This window comes from Pseudonocardia sp. WMMC193 (assembly GCF_021728735.1).
Taxonomy (GTDB): domain Bacteria; phylum Actinomycetota; class Actinomycetes; order Mycobacteriales; family Pseudonocardiaceae; genus Pseudonocardia; species Pseudonocardia oroxyli.
The window spans coordinates 4,867,408-4,889,580 of record NZ_JAKKDO010000003.1 but is presented as its reverse complement, the minus strand read 5'-3'; the positions used below and the strand labels follow the sequence as shown (position 1 = coordinate 4,889,580).

The following is a 22,173-nucleotide window of genomic DNA, read 5'->3' as shown; positions in this document are numbered from 1 at the left end:
GCCTGTTGTGCGGTGTCGGGAGGGACTGGGCGCGCCCGGTCAGATCCAGCCGTGGTCTCTCGCCTGCTCCACCGCCTCCGCGCGCGTCGCGGTGCCGAGCTTCTGCATGGCGGCGGAGAGGTAGTTGCGGACGGTGCCCGCGGAGAGGTGCACCTTCGCCGCGATGTCGGCCGCGGTGCCGGCGGGACCGGCCGCGTCCACCGCGCGGAGCACCTCCAGCTCGCGGTCGGTCAGCGGGCAGTCCTCGGTGGTCAAAGCCGTCATCGCGAGGTCGTTGTCGACGTACCGGCCGCCGCCGTGCACCCGTCGGATCACGTCGGCGAGCTGTGTCGCCGGTGCGCTCTTGGTGACGAACCCGGCCGCCCCCGCCGCCAGCGCCCGGCGCAGCACGCCGGGCCGGGCGTGTCGGGTGAGGATGATGCAGCGCACCTCGGGTGCGTTGGCCTTGACCCACTGAGCGACCTCGGCGCCGTCCCGACCCGGCATCTCGACGTCCAGAACCGCGACGTCCGGCCGATGCTCGGCGATCGCCGCGACGGCCTCGTCCCCGTCGCCCGCCTCCGCGACGACGGTCAGGTCGGACTCCAGCCCGAGCAGCGCACCGACCGCCCCACGGGTGAGCGACTCGTCGTCCGCCAGGACCAGCCGGATCATCCGAGCACCGCCTCGAGTCGGAACGTCCCGCCGTCGCGGCCCGCCTGCAGCCGTCCCGAGTGCTCCTCGAGGTACCGGGTCAGCCCGACGAGCCCGGTGCCGGTCCCGTCGCTGTCCCAGCCGTCCCCGCCGACCCCGTCGTTGCACAGCACGAGGCTGTTCGGGGTGATCTCGATGCTGCAGTGGCTGGGTTGGGCGTGGCGCAGCACGTTCGTCATCCCCTCGCGCAGCACGCGGCCGAGCACGTTGCGGCCCTCCTCCGGCACGAGTGACGGGTCACCGGTGACCTGCAGGACGATCCCCGCCGACCCGAGCACGGCGCGCGCACCCGCCAGCTCCGCGGCGAGATCGGTGTCCCGCCCGCTCCGGACCAGGGCCCTGACCTCGGTCAACGACTCGCGTGCCACCCGTTGGACCTCCTCCATCTCCGCCCGGGCGCGCACCGGGTCGACCTCCTGCAGCCGCGCCGCGAGCTCGCTCTTGAACGCGACGACCTCGAGCGCGTGGCCGAGGATGTCGTGCAGGTCGTCCGCCAGGCGCAGGCGCTCGCGGGTCGTCGCCAGCTGGGCGGCGGTGCGGCGCGAGTCGTCGAGGTCGGTGACGGCCTTGAGCCACCAGAGCCGCTCGACGTCGAGGATCCAGAAGGAGCCCACGTACACCGCGGTCAGGATCGCGGCCGTGACCTGCTGGGCGATGACCAGCGGCGAGTCGACGTAGCTCGCGGCCTGGAACGCGAGCGCCGCGGACACCACCACCGCCACCGCCACCCAGAGCAGCGCGAACCGTGCCCGGAGCCCGGCGACGATGTCCCCGAGCAGGATCCCGCCGATGATCGCCCACATCCAGCCCGTCGGGCTCGACGCGGCACCGACCCAGACCAGCGCGAGCCCGACGAACGACGTCACGACCGCATACCAGGCGGGCGCGACCGTGCCGAGCACCCGGATGTGCTGGCGGATCCGCCACACGTGCAGCACCAGCGCGGCCACGAACAGCACGGCCAACACGGCGACCGCGCCCGGCGGGTCCCAACCGGGCAGCAGCGCGAAGGCCGGCGCGAAGAGGAACGACAGGGTCGTCCAGATCAGCCCGATCCGGCCGAACCGGCGCGCCGCGCGCAGGCGCTTCTCCTCCGGCGTCAGGACCACGCGGACCAACGTAGCCGCATGACAGCTGTCATCCCGGCACCGTGTCGGTGTCAGCCGGACCCGTGACTCGACGTCCTACCGGGCGGCCCACCCGGAACGGCACCGTGGTGAGCATGACGGAGACGGCAGTGCGAACCGACCTCGCGATCGGCGTGCGTGACCTCCGGGTCCGGTACGGCGACTTCGAGGCCGTGCGAGGGGTGGACCTGGAGGTGCGGCGCGGCGAGGTGTTCGCGCTGCTCGGCACGAACGGTGCGGGCAAGACGACGACCCTCGAGGTGCTGGAGGGCTTCCGCGCCCGCAGCAGCGGGGACGTCTCGGTGCTGGGGCTCGACCCCGGCCGCGAGCGGCACGCCCTGCGGGAGCGGATGGGGATCCAGCTCCAGGAGGGCGGGTTCGTCGAGGAGCTGACGGTCGGGGAGACCCTGGAGCTGTGGGGACAGCTCTCGCCGCGCACGGACCGGGTGGCCCGGCTGCTGGAGCGCTTCGACCTGGCGCACCGCACCGACGTCCGCGTCTCCGCCCTGTCCGGCGGCGAGAAGCGGCGCCTCGACCTGGCGACCGCGGTCTGGGGCTCCCCCGAGCTCGTCGTGCTCGACGAGCCGACGACCGGGCTGGACCCGGCTGCTCGCCGCCGGACGTGGGACGCGATCCAGGAGCTCCAGGACGGCGGGCGGACCGTCATCCTGACCACGCACTACCTGGAGGAGGCCGAGGCGCTGGCCGACCGCGTGGCGATCATGCACGAGGGCCGGGTCGTGGTCGCGGGCTCCCTGTCGGAGATCCTCGCCAGCAGACCCGCCTCCTTCTCGGCGACCCTGCCCGCCGGCGTCACGCCCCCGCCCGGGATCGACGGCCCGGACGTGCTGGTCCACACCGACGACCTGCAGCGCGACCTGACGGCGTTCCTCGGCTGGGCCGCGGACCACGGGGTCACGCTGAGCGACCTGCGGGCCGCGCCTGCGTCGCTCGCCGACATCTACCTGTCGATCCGGACGGAGAGCTGACATGGACCGCGTCCTCGCGCTCACCCGCAGCGAGCTGCGGACGATCTTCCGCAACAAGACCGTGCTGATCTCGACGCTGGCGATCCCGCTCGGCATGGGCGTCTTCTTCGCCCTGACCGGCTTCGGCGAGGGGTCCGGCGCGAACGTGATCGCCATGCAGCTCGTGATGGTGCTCGGGCTGGGCATCTACGTCACGGCGACGCAGACGCTGGTCGCCCGCCGCCAGAGCCTCGTCCTGAAGCGGCTGCGGACCAGCGGAATCTCCGACGGCGGCCTGCTGGTCGCGACCATCGCGCCGGCCGCGGTGCTCGCGCTGGTCCAGATGGTGCTGTTCGTCGGCGTGGACATGGCGTTCGGGCTGCCGGTGCCGACGTCCCCGCTCGCGATCGTCCTCGCCGTCGTCGGCGGGGTGGCGCTGGTGGTCACGGCCGCGCTCGCCACGTCGATCGTCACGCCGACCGCCGAGCGCGCCCAGATCACCACGCTGCCACTGTTCTTCGTGATGGTCGGCGCGGCCGTGGTCCTGTCTTTCCTGCCGCTCGACGGCATGGCGATCATGGTCAACCTCGTCCCGGGGGCGGCGCTGGGCAGCCTGTCGAACGTGGCGTTCGGCGGCAGCGCGTTCTCGCTGGTGCAGGTCGCGGCGCTGGTGCTGTGGCCCGCGGTGTTCGCGACGTACGCCCGGCGGAACTTCCGCTGGGAAGCCCGGACCTGATCGACGTATCAGGGAGCGGCGCGGACCGCTCCACCTGATCGGACTTCGCGGCGCGAGGGTTTCTGGGGAGCAGCCCTCGCGCCGCCTGCTACTTCCGCTGGAAGTTCAGGTACGCCTTGCTCGGCGTGGGGCCGCGCTGGCCCTGGTACTTCGACCCGACGCCGTCACTGCCGTAGGGCCGCTCGGCCGGGCTGGAGAGCCGGAAGAGACACAGCTGCCCGATCTTCATCCCCGGCCACAGGGTGATCGGCAGGTTGGCCACGTTGGACAGCTCCAAGGTGATGTGGCCGGTGAACCCGGGGTCGATGAACCCGGCGGTGGAGTGGGTGAGCAGGCCGAGCCTGCCGAGGCTGGACTTGCCCTCCAGCCGCCCGGCCAGGTCGTCCGGCAGGGAGACCTGCTCGAAGGTGCTGCCCAGCACGAACTCGCCGGGGTGCAACACGAAGTTGTCACCCTCGCCGACCTCGACCGGGCTGGTCAGCTCGTCCTGCTGCAGCGCCGGGTCGATGTGGGTGTACTTGGAGTTCTGGAAGACCCGGAAGAAGCGGTCCAGCCGCACGTCGATGCTCGACGGCTGGAGCATCGCCTCGTCCCACGGCTCCAGCCCGAGACGCCCGGAGTCGATCTCCTTGCGCAGGTCGCGGTCCGAGAGCAGCACGCGTGTGACCCTAGGACATGCCCCGGTCGGGGAGGTCGGGGGAGGCCTGCAGCGGGGATGCTAGAGTCGATCCCACGCACTGCGGATGTAGTTCAATGGTAGAACATCAGCTTCCCAAGCTGAATACGCGGGTTCGATTCCCGTCATCCGCTCTGGTATGAAGGCCCAGCTCAGACGGTGTCCACACCGGAGCTGGGCCTTCGTCGTATCTCACCGTGCGCTTCTCCCCCGGTGAACTCGGCGAGAGGAACGACAAGGCCGAGGGGCAGCAGATCCCCATAAGGCGGGTGGCAGGCTCAGCGCCGTGAGCCCCGAGGAACGCGCCGAGCACGTCCAGCACGCACGCCGACGACTCGCAGTCCTGCGAAGTGTCGCTCTCGGGCTCGACAACGCACGAGCCGTCTCCGACGCGCTCATGGCCTCCGACAACCGGGCCGCCGCACTCGTCGCACTCCAAGAGCTGCTCGGCGTCGATGACACGGGCGCCCGCGCCATCGCCGAGCTGCAGTGGGCACGACTCACCAAGGACAGCCGCCCATTCGTGGCGCGGGAGATCGAGGAACTCGAAGCCCAGATCCGGGAGCTCGACGACTGACGCGGGCTCCGCCCACACCCGACACCGCTCGGTGACCAGGAGAGTGCTGGTCACCTCGACGTCCCTCGATCCACTCGGGCCGTGGGCCATCACGGCATACTGGCTCACAACGACAGGCGCGGATCGGGGGACGCCTTGCGACCGTGGATCATCGTCGGGGTCGGCGCCGCCATCTATGGACTCGTCTCGTTCTGGGCGGCGGGTCGGTTGCCGGACGACGACGTCCCGACACACCTCACAGCCGATGGAACCGCCGACAGGTTCGGCACGGCCGGCCAGGTCGTCGGGATCTGGGTCGCGCTCGGGGTGGGCGTCGTCGCGCTCGCCGTGGTGGTCGTCCTCCTGGCACAACGCGGGCCGCTGGGAGCCCTGAACATCCCGAACCGCGACTACTGGACGGCGCCCCAGCGGGTGCCGACCATGCGCCGGATGCTGGCCGACGACATGGCGGCGGTGATGGGCGTGACCCTGACGTTCCTCTCCCTCGTTCCGCTGTGGATGACGCAGGCGGCCGGCAATCCCGACGGCTCACTGGCGCCGGCGGCCATCTGGCTGCCCCTCGGCCTGTACGTGGTCGGTCTGCTCGCGTGGACCCGCCTGCTCGGACGGACCCGATATCGCGTGCAGGAGGAGCGGCAGCCAGGCCGGCGACGGTCTCCTAGGGGGCCCTGACCCGGCCGGACGCCAGATCGAGCGTCGCCAGCTCAACCCCGTCCGCCGCGAGCGCGAGCACCAGGGGAGGCCGTTCCGTCCACACCGTCAGCAGACGTCCGTGTCGCGGAACGGCCCTGCGACGACCGTCGACGTCGACCGCGGACACCTCGTCGGCGACGAGCAGCTCCGCGTAACTGACGAAGCGGGTAGGCAGGGAGAGCAGCGACCGCTGCCCGAGACTCGTGCTGCCGCTTCCGTGCGACACGAGCAGGCCTCCGAGCTCCGCAGCGCGCGGTCGATCAGCGAGACCGTCGTCGTCGGCGTCGTGCCCGCCACCTCCCAGGTAGTTCCACACACCACCGCGCCGGGACAGCGTGTGGATCTCGTGCCAGAAGGTGTTGTGACCCCGTCGGACGAACCACGCCGCAGCCACGTCACCCAGCACGTCGTAGGCCACGGCGGCAAACCGGCGGCGACGACTCAACCGGACGGGATCGCTCGTCACACCCGATTCGAGAAGCCGGACGCTCTCCGCCTGCCGGTCGTAGGACACGAACCGGACGCTAGCCATGCTCCCCCCGACCCGCTTCGGTGTTTCGGGGTCGCAGTCAGCCGCGCGGCTCGAGCACGCAGAACTCGTTGCCCTCCGGGTCGCACAGCACGACCCACGGCACCACCGGGCGAGGGCGCACGGATCCACCGCCTCGACGACGACCGCCTCCCACCTCAGGCTCACGGTTCCGACGATAGGGCGCGCGGCCGGTCCGGAGCGCCGGGCTCACGTGCCGCGGTTGAGCGGTGAGCGGGCGATCGCTACTATTGACTGCATGGTCAATAGTAGCGCCGGCGTGTCGCGCCGGGAGATCGGGCTGGTCACGTGGCTCATCGCGGTCTACGTCGTGGCCGCCGTGGCGACCGTCGGTGTGCTGGTGGCGTTGACGGTCCTCGCGCCGGCTCAGGCGACGAACGAGGCCTGGGGGCACGCCGTCGTCGTCGCGGTGTTCGCGGCCCTGCTGCACGTGCGATGGCGTGCCGCGAAGCGGGGGAACGCCCGAGCCCGCACGGCCACGGGAGTCATCGCGGCCGTCCTGGTGGTGGTGAACATCGTCGAGGCGGCCGTGCCGGGGTTCTTCCCGCCGTGGATGCGGGTGGAGATGCTCGCGATGGCGGCCCTCATGGTGGCGGTCGCGCTGCTCATCCTGGGCAGGCGGCGGTGAGTGCGAGGTGGTGACCCGCCGAGTTCGACTGACCTCGGCGGAGCGGCGCGAGCAGCTGATGGCGGCCACGGTCCAGACACTCGCGGTCCGCGGCTTCCACGCGACGACGGCCGACGAGATCGTCCGGCTGGCCGGGACGTCCAAGGGTCTGCTCTGGCACTACTTCGCCGACCTCGACGAGCTGTTCGAGGAGACCGCGCGTCGCACCCTCGGGCTGCTCACCGAGGCCGTGGCGAGCAGCATCGATCTCCGGGCGCCCGCGCCGGCGGTGATCAGGTCTGCGGTCCGCGCCGCCGCAGCCCTGCGCCTGACGCACGGGCCCGAGCGCCGTGCGATGCGCGAGATCGTCCAGAACCTCAGGCGGGCTGACGGGGAGCTCCGCTTCACCCAGCGAGACCTCGACGACCTCTACACCGCGCAGGAGGCCATCGTCCGGCGCGGCCAGTCCGACGGTGACTTCCGGGAGGACGTCGACCCCCGGCTGTTCGCCGTCACCTACCAGGGCGCGGTCGACAGCATGCTGGACCATCTCGACGCCAACCCGGACCTCGATCCCGAACGCAGCGCGCGAATCGTCGCCGACATCCTGATCAGCGGCGTCGCCACCGGCCGGGGCGGCTGACGGGCCGTCGAACCCACTCGTCCCCGGTTCACAGCTCGATCGACCACTCGCGGGCCGTCTCCGTCAGCCGGACGAAGCCGGTGCCCTCCAGCAACCCGAGCATCGCGACGTCCTCCGGAGCGGCGTAGGCCAGGAGACGGTCGACGCGCGCGAGATGCAGCCACTCCGCGGCCTCGGCGATCAGCCGGCGCCCGACGCCCGTCCGTCGGTGCTCCGGCGCCACCACCAGGTTGCCGATGTCGGCCCATGTCCCGGAGACCCGCCCGACTCCCGCGATGGCGGTGTCGACCTCGACGTACCCGACGCTCATGTCCCCGAGTCGGAGCGTGAGCCGGGTGCCATCGACCCCGAGCGTCCGGTCCGCGCGGTACCGCGCGCGATCCGCAGTGCGGCGCAGATCCTCGACCGCGCCGAGCAGCACGATCTCGTGTCTCTCACCGCGCACGAACCCGAGGTCCTCGACCAGGCCCCGCACGTGCGGCCACTGCTCCGGAAGGCCGTAGACACCGGGACCCGGCAGCGTGCCGTCGACTCGCACGCGGCGAACGCCCCACCGCCGCATGGTCGCCAGAGCCGCTTCCGCCACCACCCGCCCGGTCGCGGCGGAGTCCGGCCGGAAGAGCAACCATCGGATCTCGCCGACGCCGCGCAAGGCCTGGCCCACGTGCTCGCCCGGCCCGTAGCGCACGAGGTACGCAGCGGCGGTGATCCGGCCGCGGCGCTCGACGACGAGCGTCACCCGGTCCTCGACCCACGGTTCCACGAGGAACTCGCCCGGCTCGTTCTCCAGCTGACTCAGCACGGCGTTCACCGAGATGGCCAGGCCCGGCACGACGGCCTGGGCGTGGGCGTTGACGAGATGGGTGAGCTGATCGCGGTCGCTCCGACGACACAACCGCACACCATCGGTGGCCATACGCACTCCCGCACTCGACGCGTCCCAGGAACCCGCCACCGGTGCGGTACCGCGCCAACCTAGCGCGGCCGGGCCCGTGCAGTCGAGATCGTGGGCTCCGCTCGGCCGGGGCGATGCGCTGCTCGGGCCCGCGTCGAGACGTGGGCGCAGTAGCCGCTCCCTCAGTGCATGCTCCGCCGCGCGGCTCCAGCACGCAGAACTCGTGCACTCACGGTGGGTGTGATGTCTCAGGACATGGGTGACAGTTCTGCATCAGGACATCGGTGACAGTTGGTGTGTCAGGACTTCGGTGACACTGCCGGGTTCTTGGGTCGTCGTCCGCGTGGGCGGCCGTTCCCGACGTAGCTGATGCCGGGGGCGGGTCTGGTGCGTTCGGCGAGGATCTCGCCGTCGAGGTCGGTGATGATGATTGTGTCGCCGGGCTGGTCACCGTCGCTGACGGCGAGGACTTGCTCGAACGCACGCTCGCCGCCGATCTTGTAGAACACCTTGTCGAGGTGGATGACTCCGGCGGAACTCACCGTTCTCAGCCGTGTGCCGGCGGGTAGAGCTGCGGGCGGAGTAGGCCGGGGCGTCGCCGAGGGCAGCGGCGGCCGATAGACGGGACGGTCGGGTTTCGGGCGGGGTGGATCGGCTTTCGGGGTGGCCTCCCACGCGGCCGCCGGTGTGGTTCGCCCGGGCAGTCCCTGGTGAGGGCGTTCGGTGTTGTAGATGTGGTCGAATGCGTCGATCTGGGCCTGGAGCTGGGTGAGCGTGTCGGCCAGGGGTTGCTTGTCGAGGTAGCGGAACAGGGTCTGGTGGAAGCGTTCGTTCTTGCCCTGGGTGGTCGGCTTGTACGGCTTGCCGGTGATCGCCTCGGTACCCAGCGCGGTGACATGTGAGACGAGTTGCCCGACCAGGCCGCGTCGCGTCGGGTTGAGCGCGAGCCCGTTGTCCGACAGCAGCCGTTGCGGGACGCCGTGTGCGGCCACGGCCTTGTCGAAGACCGCGATCGCGTCGCGGGCGGTCTCGCCGGGCGCGGCGTGAGAGGCGACCGCGTAGCGGGAGTGGTCGTCGATGAGCTGGAAGATCACACACCTTCGTCCGCCCGTGAGGACGTACTCGGTGGCGTCGAGCTGCCAGCAAGCGTTCGGTGCCGGGTAGACGAACCGCCGCCACGCCGAGCGGGGCTTCTTGCGTGGCTCGCGGCGGGCGACACCGGTCTCGCGGAAGATCCGCGCCAACGACGCCGTCGAGGGCACCGAGGCCAGGCCCATCGCGGCCATCTTGTCGTGCACGCTGATCGGGCCGTGGTCGAGCCCGGACGCCTCGAGCGCGGCCCGCACCGCGACCGCCTGGGCTTTGACCTGCTCGGTCAGCGTCGACGGACTCGACCGCGGCCGCCGCGACCGGGGCTCCAGCACGGCCGCTGGCCCCTCGGCTCGGACACGCTTGCGCAGCGCGTAGAACGACTTGCGGGAGATGCCGTGCTCGAGGCAGAACGTCGAGACCGCCCCGCGCGGCGCGTCGTCGGGCCACTGCGAGATCGCAAGTCGGACACGGGGATCGATGGGTTCCTGGGCGGGCACCGCCGCAGCCTCGCGGCCGAAGTGTCACCACCAAGAACACCCACAGTGTCACCGATGTCCTGATGCAGACTCGTCACCTATGTCCTGAGACATGGCATGCACTCACGGTGGGTCCGATCTGTGTGGATCGAACATTTGTTCGAGTGATGGGCGTTGAGCTGCTACTATGACTGCATGACCACGACCCTCGCGGACCCTCCGACGGCGACACGTGTCGTGCCGTCGCGCGAGGAGCGGGCCGCGGGGTTCGCCCGGATCGAGCGGCTGGTCGCGCTGCGGAACCGCATCGACGCCGAGATCGCCGAAGAGGTCCGGGCCGCCGCACAGCGGGAGGTCGAGGCCCGTCTTCAGGAGGCACTGGTCGATCCCGAACGGGTCGAGGCGAGCATCGTCGGACAGCTCGGGCTCGCCCTGCGGATCTCCCCGACCCGGGCACGCACCCAGCTGCGACTCGCCCGGGACCTGCACGCCGGGTTGGACAAGGTCCGGGAGGCGTTCGCGGCCGGGGAGCTCGACGAGCGTCGGGTCGCCGCGATCGTCGCCGCCGGCAGACACCTCGACCCCACCCGACGCGCCGAGCTGGACCGTCGGCTCGCCGCCCACGACCTGCCGATGCTCGGGTTGCGCAAGGTTGCCGACCTCGCCCGGACGGTCGCGGCGGCGGTGGCACCGGAGACGTTCGCCGAACGAGCCCGTGCCGCCCGCCGGGACCGGCACGTGTCGATCAGCCCGGCCGAAGACGGGATGGCGGTGCTGCGCGCGCTACTGCCGATGGAACAGGGCATCACCTGCTACGCCGCGCTGCGCAAGGCGGTCACCGAACACTGGGTGTCCCCGGAGCCGGTCACCCGGACCCGCGGGCAGATCATGGCGGACACCCTCGTCGAACGGCTGAGCGGACAGACCGCCGCGACCCCGGCGCAGGTGGAGATCCAAGTCCTCGTGCCGGTGGAGTCGCTCCTGGACCCCGACTCCCCGCTGCCCGCGGAGATCCCCGGGTTCGGGCCCACCGACCTCCTCGACCAGGCCACCTGTGTGGGCTGGCGGCGACTGGTCACCCGGGACGGCATCGTGATCGGCGGCGACTCTCGCCGCCGCGGCTTCGGCGGGGTGCTGGCGGACTGGATCCGCGCCCGGGACCGGGGCCGGTGCACCGAACCGGGCTGCGACGCCCCGATCGAACACCTCGACCATCGCAGGCGCTGGTCCGAAGGCGGGCCGACGAGTCTGGAGAACGGCCGCGGCACCTGCGAGTTCCACAACCTGCTCCGTGAGCAGGCCGGCTGGCACCACGACCACCGCGGAACCACCACCCCGACCGGGCGCCGGTATGCGTTGCGGTTGTCGCAGCCCACGGTCAGCGGGCCGTCCGCAGCTCGGCGTCCAGCGCGCTCATCAACCGCGCGATCCGGGACGACCCGGTGGGGGCGGGCGGATAGCGGCGCAGGACGTCGACCAGGACCGGGTCCGCGCGGGCGACGGACCGGGCGAGGCGGGCCTCCGGGTCGTCGGACAGGGAGGCGACGGTCGCGGAGGCACGCAGGATGTGGCCGACCTGGGTGGCCTGGAACAGCGGGTGGAGGTAGGCGGCGGCCGCGGCGTCGCCGGCGCAGCGCGCGGCGAGGCGGGCCGGCTCGGACGTCGCCTCGGCAGCGGCCCGGTGCGCGTCCAGCGACGTCACCCGCTGCAGGCGGGTCCGCGGAGCGCCCTGCACGAACTCCCACGCCGCCGCGAGCGCGGCGCGCGGACGCGGGTCGTCGTCGGTCAGGGGCAGGACCTCCTGCGCGTCCTCGGCGACGAACCGGGCCACGACCCGCAGCTCGTCCAGGGTCAGGTCGAAGTCAGCCATGCCGCCGCGCGATCAGACAGGCCTGCGGGACGGCCGCGGCCCGGCTGCCCGGCTCCGGCGCGCGGACGGTGCGGGAGACGAGCGCGAAGCCCGTCGCCTCGAGCAGTGCGGTCACCTCGTCGGGGTCCATGCGGTGGAAGTCCAGGCCTACCTCCTTGCCGAAGGCCTCCGCCACGTGGTGGACCTCCGTGCCGACCTGGAAGCCGAGCAGCAGGTAGCCGCCCGGGCGCAGGGCGCGGGCGAACCCGGCGACGACGGCGGCGCGCTCCTCGGGCGCGATGTGGATCAGCGAGTACCAGGAGACGAGACCCGCCAGGTCGGTCGCCGCCAGCGCACGCATGTCCCCGACCTCGTAGGCGCGGTCGGGGTAGGTGCGCCGCGCCTGCGCGACCATGGCGGGCGAGAGCTCGATCCCGGTGACGTCCAGGCCGTGGCCCGCGAGCAGGTCGGTGATCGCTCCCGGCCCGCTGCCGACCTCGACGGTCCGCCCGTCCGGGTACTCGGCCCCCACGATCTCGGCGAACGCACCCAGCAGGGCGCGGTCGAGCGGGGAGCGCCGCAGCTCGCTGAGGAAGAGGTCGGCGCACTCCTCGGCGATGGCGTCGTAGCCGGATCGCGTGCGGGTCAGGTAGGCGGGCTCGCTCACCCCCGGGAGGTTACGGACACGATCTCGGCGACGACGTCGTCGTACAGCTCGGCGGGGATCGCGTGGCCCATCCCGGGGTGGCAGACGAAGCGGGCGCCGGGGATGGCGCGGGCCGTGTCGCGCCCGGCCTGCCACCGGATGAGCGGGTCGTCGCGACCGGAGAGGACGAGCGTCGGCGCGGTGATCGTGGCGAGCGGCGCGAAACGGTGGGCGCGGCCCGCGGCGAGCTGGCGCTGCGTGGTGCCCTGGTCGCGGGGGTGGCGCTCGTGGCTGATCCGCGCGGCCTCGCGCGCCCACTCCTCCGGGAACGGGTAGCCGGGCGAGGCGACCGCCCGGTAGATCTCGAGCAACTGCTCCTCGGGATCGGACCCCAGCCGCGCGAACGTGCGGAACACGCCCGGCCGCAGGTAACGCAGGGTGCGGAGCACGCCGATGCCGGCGGGCGCACCCATCGCGCTGATCAGGGAGCGCACCCGCTCGGGATTCTCCGCGGCCAGTCCCTGCGCGAGCGCGGCGCCCATCGACCCACCCATCACGTGCGCACTGGACCAACCCTGGGCGTCCATGACGGCGAGGGCGTCGTCGAGCATGTCGCGCGCGGTGTAGACGGGCGGGACCCGGCCGAGCAGCGCGCGAAAGGGCTTCGGCACCTCGACCGGGGCGAAGGAGGTCGACAGGCCGGTGTCGCGGTTGTCGAACCGGACGACCGCGAAACCCGCCTCGACGAGCTTCTGGACGAACCCGTCCGGCCACCACACCATCTGGAAGTCCAGGCCCATGATCAACAGGAGCGGCTCGCCGTCGCCGAAGCGCTCGTAGGCGAGCCGGACGTCGCCGTTCTCGGCGTACCGGATCATGTGGACCTCCATCTGCGAACAGCGTTAACAGATAGGGTAGCGGCATGCCACCCGGACCCGCACGCTCGTTGACCGTGGACGGCATCGCGGCGGCGGCCGTCGAGTTGGCCGACGCGGGCGGGCTCGACGCCGTGACCATGCGGTCGGTCGCCCGCGCGGTGGGCAGCAGCGCGCCGGGGCTCTACCGCTACGTCGCCTCGCGCGAGGAGCTGGTCGGGCACATGGTCGACCGGGTCAGTGCGGACCTCGACCACCCGACGCCGAGCGCGGCCTGGCTCGAGGACCTGCTCGTGGTGACCGAGCGGCAGGTGGCACTGCACCGCGCGCACCCGTGGCTCGCCGCGGCGTCCGCGGTGCCGGCGCCGCTCGGTCCGCATGCGCTGGACCATCTGGAATGGGGGCTCCGCGTCCTGGCGCCGGTCGAGGTTCCGGCCCGGGCGAAGATGGAGGCGATCGCGATGACCAACGGGATCGCCGCACTCTTCGCCGCGAGCGGACCGGTGAGCCCGTCGCTCTTCCGGTACCTCGCCGCGGACCGCCACCCCGAGCTCGCGGCCCTTGCGGCGAAGGCGGACCCGGGGGAGGGGAGCGACGATCTACTGCGCCGCGTCCTCACGGGCGTGGTGAGGGCGGTGCTGAACCCAAACGATCAGTAGACGTCCCGGGAGTAGCGGCCCTCGGCCGTCATCCGCTTGACGAAGGCCGCCGCATCCGTGCCACCGTGCGCGGTGATCACCTCCCGCAGCGCGGTGTCGACGTCCTTGGCCATGCGGGAGGCGTCGCCGCAGACGTAGAAGTGGGCGCCGCGATCGAGCCATCGCCACAGCTCGGCGCCGTGCTCGCGCATCCGGTCCTGGACGTAGACCTTGTGCCGCTGGTCGCGGGAGAAGGCGACGTCCAGCCTGCTCAGGGCGCCGTCGGCCTGCATCCGGGTCAGCTCGTCGCGGTAGTAGAAGTCCGTGGCGCAGCGTTGCTCGCCGAAGAACAGCCAGTTCGGGCCGCGGTGGCCGCGGGCCTGCCGGTCCGCGAGGAAGCCGAGGAACGGCGCGACGCCCGTCCCCGGGCCCACCATGATCATGGGGGTGTCCGCGTCGGCCGGCGGGCGGAACCGCGGCGCCGGGGTGACGAGCACGCTGGTCGGCTCGGTCGCGGCGTCGGCCATGAACGTGGAGCACACGCCGCGCCGGGCGCGGCCGTGCAGGCTGGTGAACCGGACGACCGAGACCGTCAGCGAGATCGCGTCCGGGCTGGTCAGCGGGCTGGACGAGATCGAGTACCGACGCGGGGCCAAGGCACCGAGCACGTCCACCCAGTCCTGGGCACCTGCCCGCACCGCGAACTCGGCGAGGACGTCCGGCGCCTGGCGATCCCAGCTCCAGCGGGCGAGATCGGTGTCGTGGCCCGCCCGGAGGAGCTCCCGCAGGGTGCGGTCCCCGGTGCGTTCCGCGACGAACTGCAGCAGGGCGGGCGTGATGCGCGTGATGTCGAGGCCGGTGCGCAGCGCCTCCACGAAGGGGACCTCGACCCCGCGGACCGTCACCGGGTCGTCGGCCGCGGCGCCGGTGAGCTCCAGCCACTCCGCCACCAGCTCGGGGTGGTTGACCGGGCGGACGCTCAGCGTGTCGCCCGCCTGGTAGGCGAAGCCCTCACCGGCGAAGGTGAAGCGGCGGACCTCCTTCGTCGAGCCGGGCAGGCTGAGCAGGGTGCTCTCGCTCAGGTGCGCCTCGACGGCGGCGGGTCGCGCCGGTTCCGCGGGCGCCCGCTGCACTAGGGAGCCACGACTGTCGTTCTCGGGCTCGGAAACGACGGTTGTGGCTCCATGATGCGGACCGAAGGCGGCGGACACGTCCTCGAGCCAGGCCTCGGCCGGGGCCTCGAAGTCGGTGTCGCAGTCGACGCGGTCGAGCACCCGCTCGGCGCCGAGCTCGTCGAGGCGGGCGTCGAGGCGGCGGCCGTGGCCGCAGAACTCGGTGTAGCTGGGGTCGCCGAGGGCCAGCACCGCGAACCGGACGTCCTCCAGGCCCGCGTGTCCGGCCAGCCCCTCCCAGAACCCGACGCCGACGTCCGGCGCGTCGCCGTCGCCGAACGTGCTGGTCACGACCACGAGATCGGAGCCGGGCGGGAGGTCGGACGGGCTCGTGTCGGCCATGCTGAGCAGCCGGGGCCGCCGCGCGGCGAGCCGGTCGGCCACGCGCTCGGCGATGCCCTCGGCGTTGCCGGTCTGCGAGGCCCACAGGACGAGCAGCGGCCGACCCGGCTCGGCGGGCTCGCCGGGGGCCGCCCGCGAGAACGCCCCCGCCAACATCCCGTTGATCCAGGCCGCGGACTCGGCGTCGACCGGCGCGTCGGCGGGCAGGACGGGCACCCCCGGCTCCCCCTGCCCGACGCCGGCGAGGAACCCCGCGAGGTACGTGCGAGCCGCGCCGGTCGGCACCGGCGGCCGCACGTCTCCCAGCCCGAGCGCGGCGGCGAGCGCCGTGACCGACTCGCGTGTCGGAAGCGGGGGACTCGCGGGTTCGGAGGGGAGGACTGGCGTGTCGGGAGCGGGGGACACGCGGGTGACCGCGACGGCGCAGGCCTTGAGCTCGGGTTGGTAGGAGGCCGGGTCGACCGCGTCGTTGGTGACGGCGTTGACCGCGAGCTCCGCGCCGAAGAGGTCCGCCCAGTGGAAGGGGGCCCAGCACAGGCCCGGACGCACCCGGTCGGTGATCCTGGCGGGGAGGACGGCGCGGCCGCGGCGGGAGGTGATCACGACCCGGTCGCCGTCTCGGATGTCGCCCGCGTCCGCCGGGTTGAGCTCGACGAACGGGCCGGGATCGAGCTTGTTCAGCGTGGCGACCTTGCCGGTCTTGGTCAGCGTGTGCCACTGGTGCTGGACCCGGCCCGTGGTCAGGACCAGCGGGAACTCGTCGTCGGGGAGCTCGGCCGCGGGCAGGTGCGGGCGGGGGAGGAACTGCGCCTTGCCGCTGGGGGTGGCGAACCGCTCCCGGTACCGGACGGGGTTGCGGTCCGGGCCGCCCGGGGCGACGGGCCACTGGACGGGGCCCTCCCGCAGGCGAGCGTAGGTGGCGCCGCGGACGTCGTAGCCGGTCGCGGGGTTGAACGCGCCCTTGAGCTCCTCGAACACCTCCTCGGCGGAGTGGTAGGTGAAGTGCTCGGCGTAGCCCATCTCGCAGGCGACCCGGGCGATGATCTGCCAGTCCGGCAGGGCCTCGCCGGGCGGGGCGACGGCGGGCTGCAGGAGCGTCAGGTTCCGCTCCGAGTTGATCATCACGCCCTCGAGCTCGGCCCACATCGACGCCGGCAGCACGACGTCCGCGTAGGGGTTGGTCTCGGTCTCGGCGAAGACGTCCTGGGTCACGACGAAGGCGCGCTCCAGCGCCTCGACGACCCGCCCGCGGTTGGGCATGCTCGCCACGGGGTTGGTGCAGATGATCCAGCAGGCCTTGATCTCGCCGTTCGCCATCCGGTCGAACATGTCGACGGCGCCGGTGTCCACGTCCGGCCGGATGGTGCCCTCGGGGATCCCCCAGAGCTCCTCGACGAACCGGCGGTCCGCCTCGCTGAGCACCGCCCGCTGGCCGGGCAGGCCGGGTCCCATGTAGCCCATCTCGCGGCCGCCCATGGCGTTCGGCTGGCCGGTCAGGGAGAACGGGCCGGAGCCCGGCCGACAGATCGCGCCGGTGGCGAGGTGCAGGTTGACCAGGGCGTTCGTGTTCCAGGTGCCGTGCGTGGACTGGTTGAGCCCCATGGTCCAGCAGCTCATCCAGTTCTCGGCGCCGCCGATCAGGTCGGCGGCGCGGCGCAGGTCGGCCTCGGGCACCCCGGTCACCGACGACACGTACGCGGGCGTGTACTCCGCCAGGAACTCCGGCATCGCCTCCCAGCCCTCGGTGCGGGCGGCGATGAAGTCGTGGTCCGGCTCGAGGAGGTGCAGCAGCCCGTTCAGCAGCGCGAGGTCCGTGCCCGGCGCGACCTGCAGGAACAGGTCCGCCTTGGCGGCGGTGGCCGTGCGCCGGGGATCGACGACGATGAGCCGGGCACCCTGCTTGACCCGGTCCATCATCCGCAGGAAGAGGATCGGGTGACAGTCGGCCATGTTGGACCCGACGACCAGGAAGACGTCCGCGTGGTCGAAGTCCTCGTACGAGCCGGGGGGACCGTCGGCGCCCAGGGACTGCTTGTAGCCGGTGCCCGCGCTCGCCATGCACAGCCGCGAGTTCGACTCGATCCACGTGGTGCGCCAGAAGCCCTTGGCCAGCTTGGTCGCGAGGTACTGCGCCTCGAGGGTCATCTGGCCGGAGACGTAGAGCGACAACGCGTCCGGGCCGTGCTCGTCGAGGATCTCCCGCAGCCGCCGAGCGGTCAGCGAGATCGCCTCGTCGACGGGGGTGCGGGCACCCCCGACCAGCGCGGTGTCGAGGCGGCCCGCGGCCGTCAGCATCGGCGCGGAGTGGGCCCCCTTCGTGCACAGTCGGCCGAAGTTGGCCGGGTGCTCGGCGTCTCCGCGGACCTTGACTACCGTGCCGCCGGGACCGTCGTGGGAGACGTCCAGGACCATCCCGCAGCCGACGCCGCAGTACGAACAGACGGTGCGCACGCTACCCACGCCGGTGACGGTAGGAAGCCCACGTTGCCCCCGTCGGTCCGCGACGTCACAGAGCGCTCACATCCGCCTTCTCGCGGTTGTGCGCCCACACCGCCGCCTCCCGCGCGACGCGTTCGACCGCGCCCTGCCACTGCGCGACGGCCGCCTCCCGCTCGGCCGGGTCCGCGCCCGAGACGGTCAGGACCAGCCGCGCACCGTGCCCGGACCCCGGCACCAGCGCGACGCGGACGTGGTCGCCGGGCTCGCCGGGTCCCGGGTCGAACTCCGGGGCCGGGGCGCCGTCGAGGACCAGCTCCCACGCGACGTCCGCGGGGCAGGTGAGCTGCCGGTCGAACCGGGCCGACCAGCCGTCTGGTCCCTCGGTGAGCACCGGCCGGTCCAGGCCGAACAGCCGGACGAGCTCCTCGTGCTCGTCGATCATCCGGCCCGCGGGCGGCACCGGTTCCCCGGCGACGACGGCCCGCAGCGCGGCCAGGCAGGCGCCCCAGCCCGCGGCGAGGCTGGCGCCGAGGGGGCGGTCGTCGAACGTGTGGGTGAGCGCGACGACCGTCTCGCCCGCCTCCGGGGTCAGCTCGATCCGGATCTCCTCGGTGTCCCAGAGGAAGACGAACAGGTGCGGGGGTTCCACGGCCACCACCCTGCCGGACCCGCCCTCGCCCTCCTCGAACGCGGCGAACCGCATGGCTCCGCCGGGGCGCAGGTCCAGCTCGACGGGGCTCGGGAACCAGGCGCCGAGGTGCTCGGGCTCGGTCACCGCCCGCCACACCTTCTCGATCGCGTGCGGGTAGCGGCGCTCGACGCGGACACGCGCGCGGCCGTCGGCGGTGGACATGCGGTCGGTCACGAGTCCTCCATGCGGTCCAGGTGCTCGCCCAAGCGGTCGAGGCCGCGATCCCAGAGCCACCGGTAGGGCTCGAGCCAGTCCGCGACGGCGGCGAGCGGCTCCGGGCGCAGCGCGTACCAGCGCTTCTGCGCCTCGGCGCGCACGGAGACGAACCCGCTGTCGCGCAGGATGCGCAGCTGCTTGGACACGATCGGTTGCGCCACCCCGAGCTCCTCGGCCAGGTCGCCGACGAGGCGGGGCCCGGCCCGCAGGCCGTCCAGGATCTCCCGGCGCAGCGGCAGGGCGAGGACCTCGAACGGGGTGGGCACCCCCTATGAATACCTATTCGGATATATACCTGTCAAGGAACCTAAGTGAGCTGCGTCCCGAGGCCGTCGAGGACGAGGTCCAGGCCCCAGTCGAACTCGGCCGCGAAGGAGTAGCCCGGCTGCAGCACGTGCTCGCGGGCGAGCTCGACCAGGTGCGGGAACGCACCCTCGTCGACGCCGGCGACGGTCTCCCGGGCGACGTCCGGGACGGGGACCTGACGCAGGCCCGCCTCCTGCACCGCGAAGCCGTACACGAAGGCGTCCAGCGCCGCGATCGCGTGGCCTGCCAGCGGGATCGTGAAGCCCGCGGTGCGCAGGACGCCGAGCACGGCGTCGTGTCGAGCCAGGGTGGCGAGGCCCGGGGAGGCGCGCGAGTCCAGCAGCGGGATGGCCCAGGAATGCGCGGCGAGCACCGCGCGCAGCGAGGCGTAGTGCCGGCGCAGCGCAGCCTTCCAGTACGCCCCCGCGGGGGGCGCGACCTCGGCGAACACGGCGTCCACCATGCCGTCGAGCAGAGCGGACTTGTTCGCGACGTGGTGGTAGAGCGACATCGCCTCGATGCCCAGCTCCGCGCCGAGCCGCCGCATGGTCACCGCGGCGAGCCCTTCCGCGTCCGCCACCGCCAGCGCGGTCGCCAGCACGCGTTCCCGACTCAACGGCATGGACGGAACTTACACCGTAAGGCTATGCTGCGCCGCATGGACTTACAGCGTAAGGCTGAGGTGATGCGGGCGGTCGTGCAGGACCGCTACGGGGGTCCGGAGGTGCTGCGCTCGGCCGAGATCCCCGTTCCCCAGCCCGGTGCGGGACGCGTGCGGGTCCGCGTCGAGGCGGCGGGCCTCGACCGCGGGGCCTGGCACCTGATGGCGGGGATGCCGCAGGTGGTCCGGCTCGCGACCGGCGTGCGCCGACCGCGGACGCCGGTGCGCGGGCGCGAGTTCGCCGGCACCGTCGAGGCGCTCGGCGAGCGGGTCACGGGCGTCTCGGTGGGCGACCCGGTCTTCGGGATCGGAGAGGGCTGCTTCGCCGAGTTCGCCGTCGCCCGGGCGGACCGGATCGCCCCACGCCCGCCCGAGCTCGACGCCACGGCTGCCGCCGCGCTGCCCCTGTCCGGGCTGACGGCGCTGCAGGCGGTCCGCGACAAGGCCCGGGTCGCCGCTCGCGAGCGGGTACTGGTGCTCGGCGCGTCCGGCGGCGTGGGCAGCCTCGCCGTGCAGGTCGCGGGCGCGTTCGGCGCGGCGGTGACGGGTAGCGCGAGCCCCGCCAAGCACGACCTCGTCCGCGCGCTCGGGGCGGACCCGGTCCCGCACGACGAGCCGGGCGGCCCCTACGACGTGATCATCGACTGCGGCGGGCACCGTCCGCTGCGGCTGCTGCGGAGCCTGTTGACCCCGCGCGGGCGGCTCGTGATCGTCGGCTCGGAGACCGGCGGACGGTGGCTGGGCGGCACGGACCGCAGCCTGCGGGCCGCGCTGCTGTCACCACTGGTCCGACAGCGGCTGGTCGGTCTCGTCTCGACGGAGAACGCCGCCGACCTGCGCGAGCTCACCCGCTACGCACGCCCCGTCGTCGACTCGGTGCTCCCGCTCGCCGAGCTGCCGGCCGCGGTGCGCCGGATGCTCGCGGGCGACGTGCGGGGGAAGCTCGTGCTCACCCCCTGAGCGCTCCTCGGGCTCCTAGGCCGCGAGGACGCGGCGCAGGGCCCGCAGGTCCGCGGTCTCAGCGCGCACGACGATCTCGTCGAGCAGGTCGGCCTGCTCGGCGGGCACGGTGATCTGGGCGAGGAGCTGGCCGTCCTCCAGCCCGACCTCGATCTCCTGCCGCGCCGTCTCGGCGAGCACGCACACGGCGGCGGCCGCCGCGGGATCGAAGGTGAGCAGGAGGGTGTTGGGCGCCGTCCGCTCGGTGTCACGCAACCACCGAGCCAGGACGAGGTCGAAGTCGGCCTGGTCGACGAGGAGAGTGTTCATATCCGGTGAACGCCACGGCCCCACCCGTTCGTTCCCCGGCCCTCTCAGCGAAGCCCCAGCAGACCGGCGGCGGAACCGGGTCAGCGCGGATCAGCGCACGTGGCGGCGGCGCCTGCGTCTGCCGGGCGCCGGGACCGGTGCCCCCGCCAGCACCACGACGCCCACGATCGCCACGACCAGGCCGACGCCGAAGGGAAGCAGCCAGCCCTCGCGGATCCGGTCGCCGAGGAGCACGATCCCGATCAGCCCCGGGGCGAGCACCTCGGTCGTCGCGAACACGGCGGTGACGCTCGGCAGGCTGCCGACGACCAGCGCCCGCGAGTACGTCGTGATCCCGATGACCCAGAACAGCACGATCAGGTACGTCGCGGGCTGCGCGGCCAGCGACACCACGTCCGCCTCCACCCCCGGCGGCAGCTGCAGCGCGCGCACGGCCAGGGACGTCCCGCCGAAGCCCAGCCCGGCGATCAGCGACAGCGGCCAGGCGGCGGCCAGCCGCCACACGGCGATGGCCGCGACCGCGAGCACCGCGACCGCCGAGTAGAGCACCAGGACGGTGACCCCGGTCAGCGGCTGCGGCGGCTCGTCCTGGGCGCTGGCGGCGATCGTCGCCAGGCCCAGGACGCAGGCCGTGACCGCGAGCCGGTCCCGGATCCGCAGGTGGACGCCGTAGATCGCCCAGCTGGCCAGGGCCGTGAGCGCGATCGCCCCGCCGAGGATCGCCTGCACCGCGAACACCGGCAGGTGCCGCAGCGCGACGACCGTGCACGCCCACGCCAGCCCGTCGACCAGCAGCCCGACCAGGTAGAGCGGGCGCAGGGCCAGCGGGCGACGCGAGGTGGTCTCGTCCGCGGCGGCGGACTGCAGGAGTCCGGCCCCCGCATTGCCGATCATGGAGGCGATCGCGAACGCCAGCCCGATCAGCACGGCGTCGGCCCGATCAGCACCGCCCTACCGTGGCAGAGCCCGCCCGATCATGCTCGGGCGCGGTGCGATTCTTCACTCCGCTGGACGGGGACCTCGTAGAAGCCGCTCATCAACCCGCCCGACAGCGGAGGCTCCGCGTAGCGGGCCGCACGGGCCGCGGCGAGGCGCTTGCGGGGCTGCTCGGACAGCCGTACGGCGAGCAGGACCAGCGCGGTGCCGACGAGCGCCGGGACCCCGACGAGGAGCACCGGCCACCCGAAGCCGAGATACGCGACGAGCACCGCCACGACCTCGAGACCGATCACCCATGCTGCCGACCGTGCCACCGCCGGATCCTCCGTTCCGCTCGCGACGGCGCCCCGCGCGCCGCCCCGGAACCACTATCGGCGCCCCGCCGCGGGGCGTCACG

General features: G+C 72.8%; 23 protein-coding genes, 1 tRNA gene and 2 pseudogenes. 10 read left to right on the top strand and 16 right to left on the bottom strand.

Features of this window, described 5'->3' with window-relative positions:
- Nucleotides 1–39: 39 nt before the first annotated feature.
- Entirely contained in the window at nt 40–654 is a 615-nt protein-coding gene (locus L3X23_RS25230; protein WP_093080251.1) for a response regulator, read from the bottom strand.
- The gene (locus L3X23_RS25225; RefSeq protein WP_237195061.1) at nt 651–1,802 is read right to left on the bottom strand and encodes a sensor histidine kinase; all 1,152 of its coding nucleotides are present in this window, start codon (nt 1,800–1,802) and stop codon (nt 651–653) included. Before L3X23_RS25225 ends, L3X23_RS25230 begins: the two co-directional genes overlap by 4 nt.
- A gap of 113 nt (nt 1,803–1,915) precedes the next feature.
- Between L3X23_RS25225 and L3X23_RS25220 the strand changes: the two genes are divergently transcribed.
- Nucleotides 1,916–2,809 (top strand): ABC transporter ATP-binding protein, encoded by an 894-nt coding sequence (locus L3X23_RS25220; RefSeq protein ID WP_237195059.1) that lies wholly within the window; start codon nt 1,916–1,918, stop codon nt 2,807–2,809.
- Between the two features lies 1 nt (nt 2,810).
- A complete protein-coding gene (locus tag L3X23_RS25215) occupies nt 2,811–3,524 on the top strand; it encodes an ABC transporter permease (protein ID WP_093080266.1) in 714 nt (237 codons plus the stop codon).
- A gap of 88 nt (nt 3,525–3,612) precedes the next feature.
- Here the strand turns inward: L3X23_RS25215 and dcd are convergent, their stop codons facing one another.
- A complete protein-coding gene (gene dcd, locus L3X23_RS25210) occupies nt 3,613–4,182 on the bottom strand; it encodes a dCTP deaminase (protein WP_093080271.1) in 570 nt (189 codons plus the stop codon).
- 81 nt (nt 4,183–4,263) lie between these two features.
- Here dcd and L3X23_RS25205 point away from each other — a divergent pair.
- The 3 genes from L3X23_RS25205 (at nt 4,264) to L3X23_RS25195 (ending at nt 5,449) form a co-directional block, all read left to right on the top strand.
- Nucleotides 4,264–4,334, top strand: a tRNA-Gly gene (locus L3X23_RS25205).
- Between the two features lie 152 nt (nt 4,335–4,486).
- Complete coding sequence (locus tag L3X23_RS25200) at nt 4,487–4,777, top strand: hypothetical protein (RefSeq protein ID WP_237195057.1); 291 nt, start codon at nt 4,487–4,489, stop codon at nt 4,775–4,777.
- A gap of 81 nt (nt 4,778–4,858) precedes the next feature.
- Complete coding sequence (locus tag L3X23_RS25195) at nt 4,859–5,449, top strand: hypothetical protein (protein ID WP_237195056.1); 591 nt, start codon at nt 4,859–4,861, stop codon at nt 5,447–5,449.
- Here the strand turns inward: L3X23_RS25195 and L3X23_RS25190 are convergent.
- Complete coding sequence (locus tag L3X23_RS25190; RefSeq protein WP_237195055.1) at nt 5,436–5,984, bottom strand: hypothetical protein; 549 nt, start codon at nt 5,982–5,984, stop codon at nt 5,436–5,438. The genes L3X23_RS25195 and L3X23_RS25190 overlap by 14 nt on opposite strands.
- Nucleotides 5,985–6,258: 274 nt before the next feature.
- Here L3X23_RS25190 and L3X23_RS25185 point away from each other — a divergent pair, with 274 nt between their 5' ends.
- Together L3X23_RS25185 and L3X23_RS25180 are read left to right on the top strand one after the other, a co-directional pair.
- A complete protein-coding gene (locus L3X23_RS25185; RefSeq protein WP_237195054.1) occupies nt 6,259–6,648 on the top strand; it encodes a hypothetical protein in 390 nt (129 codons plus the stop codon).
- Between the two features lie 10 nt (nt 6,649–6,658).
- Entirely contained in the window at nt 6,659–7,270 is a 612-nt protein-coding gene (locus L3X23_RS25180; RefSeq protein WP_237195053.1) for a TetR/AcrR family transcriptional regulator, read from the top strand.
- 28 nt (nt 7,271–7,298) lie between these two features.
- On the opposite strand, the gene L3X23_RS25175 is transcribed toward L3X23_RS25180, so the two are convergent.
- Nucleotides 7,299–8,186, bottom strand: coding sequence for an N-acetyltransferase (locus L3X23_RS25175; protein WP_237195052.1), 888 nt, complete (start codon nt 8,184–8,186; stop codon nt 7,299–7,301).
- Nucleotides 8,187–8,438: 252 nt separating this feature from the next.
- Nucleotides 8,439–9,712, bottom strand: a pseudogene (locus tag L3X23_RS25170) (integrase core domain-containing protein).
- Nucleotides 9,713–9,928: 216 nt separating this feature from the next.
- Between L3X23_RS25170 and L3X23_RS36700 the strand changes: the two are divergent.
- A pseudogene (locus tag L3X23_RS36700) lies at nt 9,929–10,606 on the top strand (DUF222 domain-containing protein); the annotation flags it as partial.
- A gap of 505 nt (nt 10,607–11,111) precedes the next feature.
- Here the strand turns inward: L3X23_RS36700 and L3X23_RS25160 are convergent.
- Genes L3X23_RS25160 through L3X23_RS25150 form a run of 3 tightly spaced genes read right to left on the bottom strand, consistent with a single transcriptional unit; the run spans nt 11,112 to nt 13,106 of the window.
- On the bottom strand, nt 11,112–11,603 hold the full coding sequence (locus L3X23_RS25160) for a putative immunity protein (RefSeq protein ID WP_237195050.1): 492 nt from the start codon (nt 11,601–11,603) through the stop codon (nt 11,112–11,114).
- Nucleotides 11,596–12,249: a methyltransferase domain-containing protein gene (locus L3X23_RS25155; RefSeq protein WP_237195049.1), complete on the bottom strand. Its 654-nt coding sequence runs from the start codon at nt 12,247–12,249 to the stop codon at nt 11,596–11,598. The genes L3X23_RS25160 and L3X23_RS25155 overlap by 8 nt, the downstream gene beginning before the upstream one ends.
- Nucleotides 12,246–13,106, bottom strand: coding sequence for an alpha/beta fold hydrolase (locus L3X23_RS25150; RefSeq protein ID WP_237195043.1), 861 nt, complete (start codon nt 13,104–13,106; stop codon nt 12,246–12,248). Before L3X23_RS25150 ends, L3X23_RS25155 begins: the two co-directional genes overlap by 4 nt.
- 44 nt (nt 13,107–13,150) lie before the next feature.
- Between L3X23_RS25150 and L3X23_RS25145 the strand changes: the two genes are divergently transcribed.
- Complete coding sequence (locus L3X23_RS25145; RefSeq protein WP_237195042.1) at nt 13,151–13,762, top strand: TetR/AcrR family transcriptional regulator; 612 nt, start codon at nt 13,151–13,153, stop codon at nt 13,760–13,762.
- Here L3X23_RS25145 and L3X23_RS25140 read toward each other — a convergent pair.
- Genes L3X23_RS25140 through L3X23_RS25125 form a run of 4 tightly spaced genes read right to left on the bottom strand, consistent with a single transcriptional unit; the run spans nt 13,756 to nt 19,529 of the window.
- A complete protein-coding gene (locus L3X23_RS25140) occupies nt 13,756–17,715 on the bottom strand; it encodes a bifunctional nitrate reductase/sulfite reductase flavoprotein subunit alpha (RefSeq protein WP_237195041.1) in 3,960 nt (1,319 codons plus the stop codon). The two genes, L3X23_RS25145 and L3X23_RS25140, sit on opposite strands and share 7 nt — an antisense overlap.
- A gap of 46 nt (nt 17,716–17,761) precedes the next feature.
- Entirely contained in the window at nt 17,762–18,559 is a 798-nt protein-coding gene (locus L3X23_RS25135; protein ID WP_237195040.1) for an SRPBCC family protein, read from the bottom strand.
- The gene (locus L3X23_RS25130) at nt 18,556–18,867 is read right to left on the bottom strand and encodes a helix-turn-helix transcriptional regulator (RefSeq protein WP_093080319.1); all 312 of its coding nucleotides are present in this window, start codon (nt 18,865–18,867) and stop codon (nt 18,556–18,558) included. Before L3X23_RS25130 ends, L3X23_RS25135 begins: the two co-directional genes overlap by 4 nt.
- A 41-nt stretch (nt 18,868–18,908) precedes the next feature.
- Nucleotides 18,909–19,529 carry a TetR/AcrR family transcriptional regulator C-terminal domain-containing protein gene (locus tag L3X23_RS25125; protein ID WP_237195039.1) on the bottom strand — a complete coding sequence of 207 codons (621 nt, stop codon included), beginning with the start codon at nt 19,527–19,529 and terminating at the stop codon, nt 18,909–18,911.
- A gap of 36 nt (nt 19,530–19,565) precedes the next feature.
- On the opposite strand from L3X23_RS25125, the gene L3X23_RS25120 reads away from it, so the two are divergent.
- Nucleotides 19,566–20,528, top strand: a complete 963-nt coding sequence (locus L3X23_RS25120; protein WP_308116942.1) for an NAD(P)-dependent alcohol dehydrogenase — start codon at nt 19,566–19,568, stop codon at nt 20,526–20,528.
- 15 nt (nt 20,529–20,543) lie between these two features.
- On the opposite strand, the gene L3X23_RS25115 is transcribed toward L3X23_RS25120, so the two are convergent.
- The 3 genes from L3X23_RS25115 to L3X23_RS25105 form a co-directional block, all read right to left on the bottom strand.
- On the bottom strand, nt 20,544–20,837 hold the full coding sequence (locus L3X23_RS25115; RefSeq protein WP_093080332.1) for a hypothetical protein: 294 nt from the start codon (nt 20,835–20,837) through the stop codon (nt 20,544–20,546).
- A 90-nt stretch (nt 20,838–20,927) separates the two neighbouring features.
- A complete protein-coding gene (locus L3X23_RS25110; RefSeq protein WP_237195038.1) occupies nt 20,928–21,764 on the bottom strand; it encodes a hypothetical protein in 837 nt (278 codons plus the stop codon).
- Nucleotides 21,765–21,811: 47 nt separating this feature from the next.
- The gene (locus L3X23_RS25105; protein ID WP_237195037.1) at nt 21,812–22,090 is read right to left on the bottom strand and encodes a hypothetical protein; all 279 of its coding nucleotides are present in this window, start codon (nt 22,088–22,090) and stop codon (nt 21,812–21,814) included.
- Nucleotides 22,091–22,173 lie beyond the last annotated feature (83 nt).

What these genes read in the sequence shown, in the direction of transcription:
- L3X23_RS25230 (WP_093080251.1), bottom strand. Translation starts at nt 654, where the DNA reads ATGATCCGGCTGGTCCTGGCGGACGACGAGTCGCTCACCCGTGGGGCG.
- L3X23_RS25220 (WP_237195059.1), top strand. Translation starts at nt 1,916, where the DNA reads ATGACGGAGACGGCAGTGCGAACCGACCTCGCGATCGGCGTGCGTGAC.
- L3X23_RS25215 (WP_093080266.1), top strand. Translation starts at nt 2,811, where the DNA reads ATGGACCGCGTCCTCGCGCTCACCCGCAGCGAGCTGCGGACGATCTTC.
- L3X23_RS25185 (WP_237195054.1), top strand. Translation starts at nt 6,259, where the DNA reads ATGGTCAATAGTAGCGCCGGCGTGTCGCGCCGGGAGATCGGGCTGGTC.
- L3X23_RS25175 (WP_237195052.1), bottom strand. Translation starts at nt 8,186, where the DNA reads ATGGCCACCGATGGTGTGCGGTTGTGTCGTCGGAGCGACCGCGATCAG.
- L3X23_RS25160 (WP_237195050.1), bottom strand. Translation starts at nt 11,603, where the DNA reads ATGGCTGACTTCGACCTGACCCTGGACGAGCTGCGGGTCGTGGCCCGG.
- L3X23_RS25150 (WP_237195043.1), bottom strand. Translation starts at nt 13,106, where the DNA reads ATGATCCGGTACGCCGAGAACGGCGACGTCCGGCTCGCCTACGAGCGC.
- L3X23_RS25145 (WP_237195042.1), top strand. Translation starts at nt 13,151, where the DNA reads ATGCCACCCGGACCCGCACGCTCGTTGACCGTGGACGGCATCGCGGCG.
- L3X23_RS25125 (WP_237195039.1), bottom strand. Translation starts at nt 19,529, where the DNA reads ATGCCGTTGAGTCGGGAACGCGTGCTGGCGACCGCGCTGGCGGTGGCG.
- L3X23_RS25120 (WP_308116942.1), top strand. Translation starts at nt 19,566, where the DNA reads ATGGACTTACAGCGTAAGGCTGAGGTGATGCGGGCGGTCGTGCAGGAC.
- L3X23_RS25115 (WP_093080332.1), bottom strand. Translation starts at nt 20,837, where the DNA reads ATGAACACTCTCCTCGTCGACCAGGCCGACTTCGACCTCGTCCTGGCT.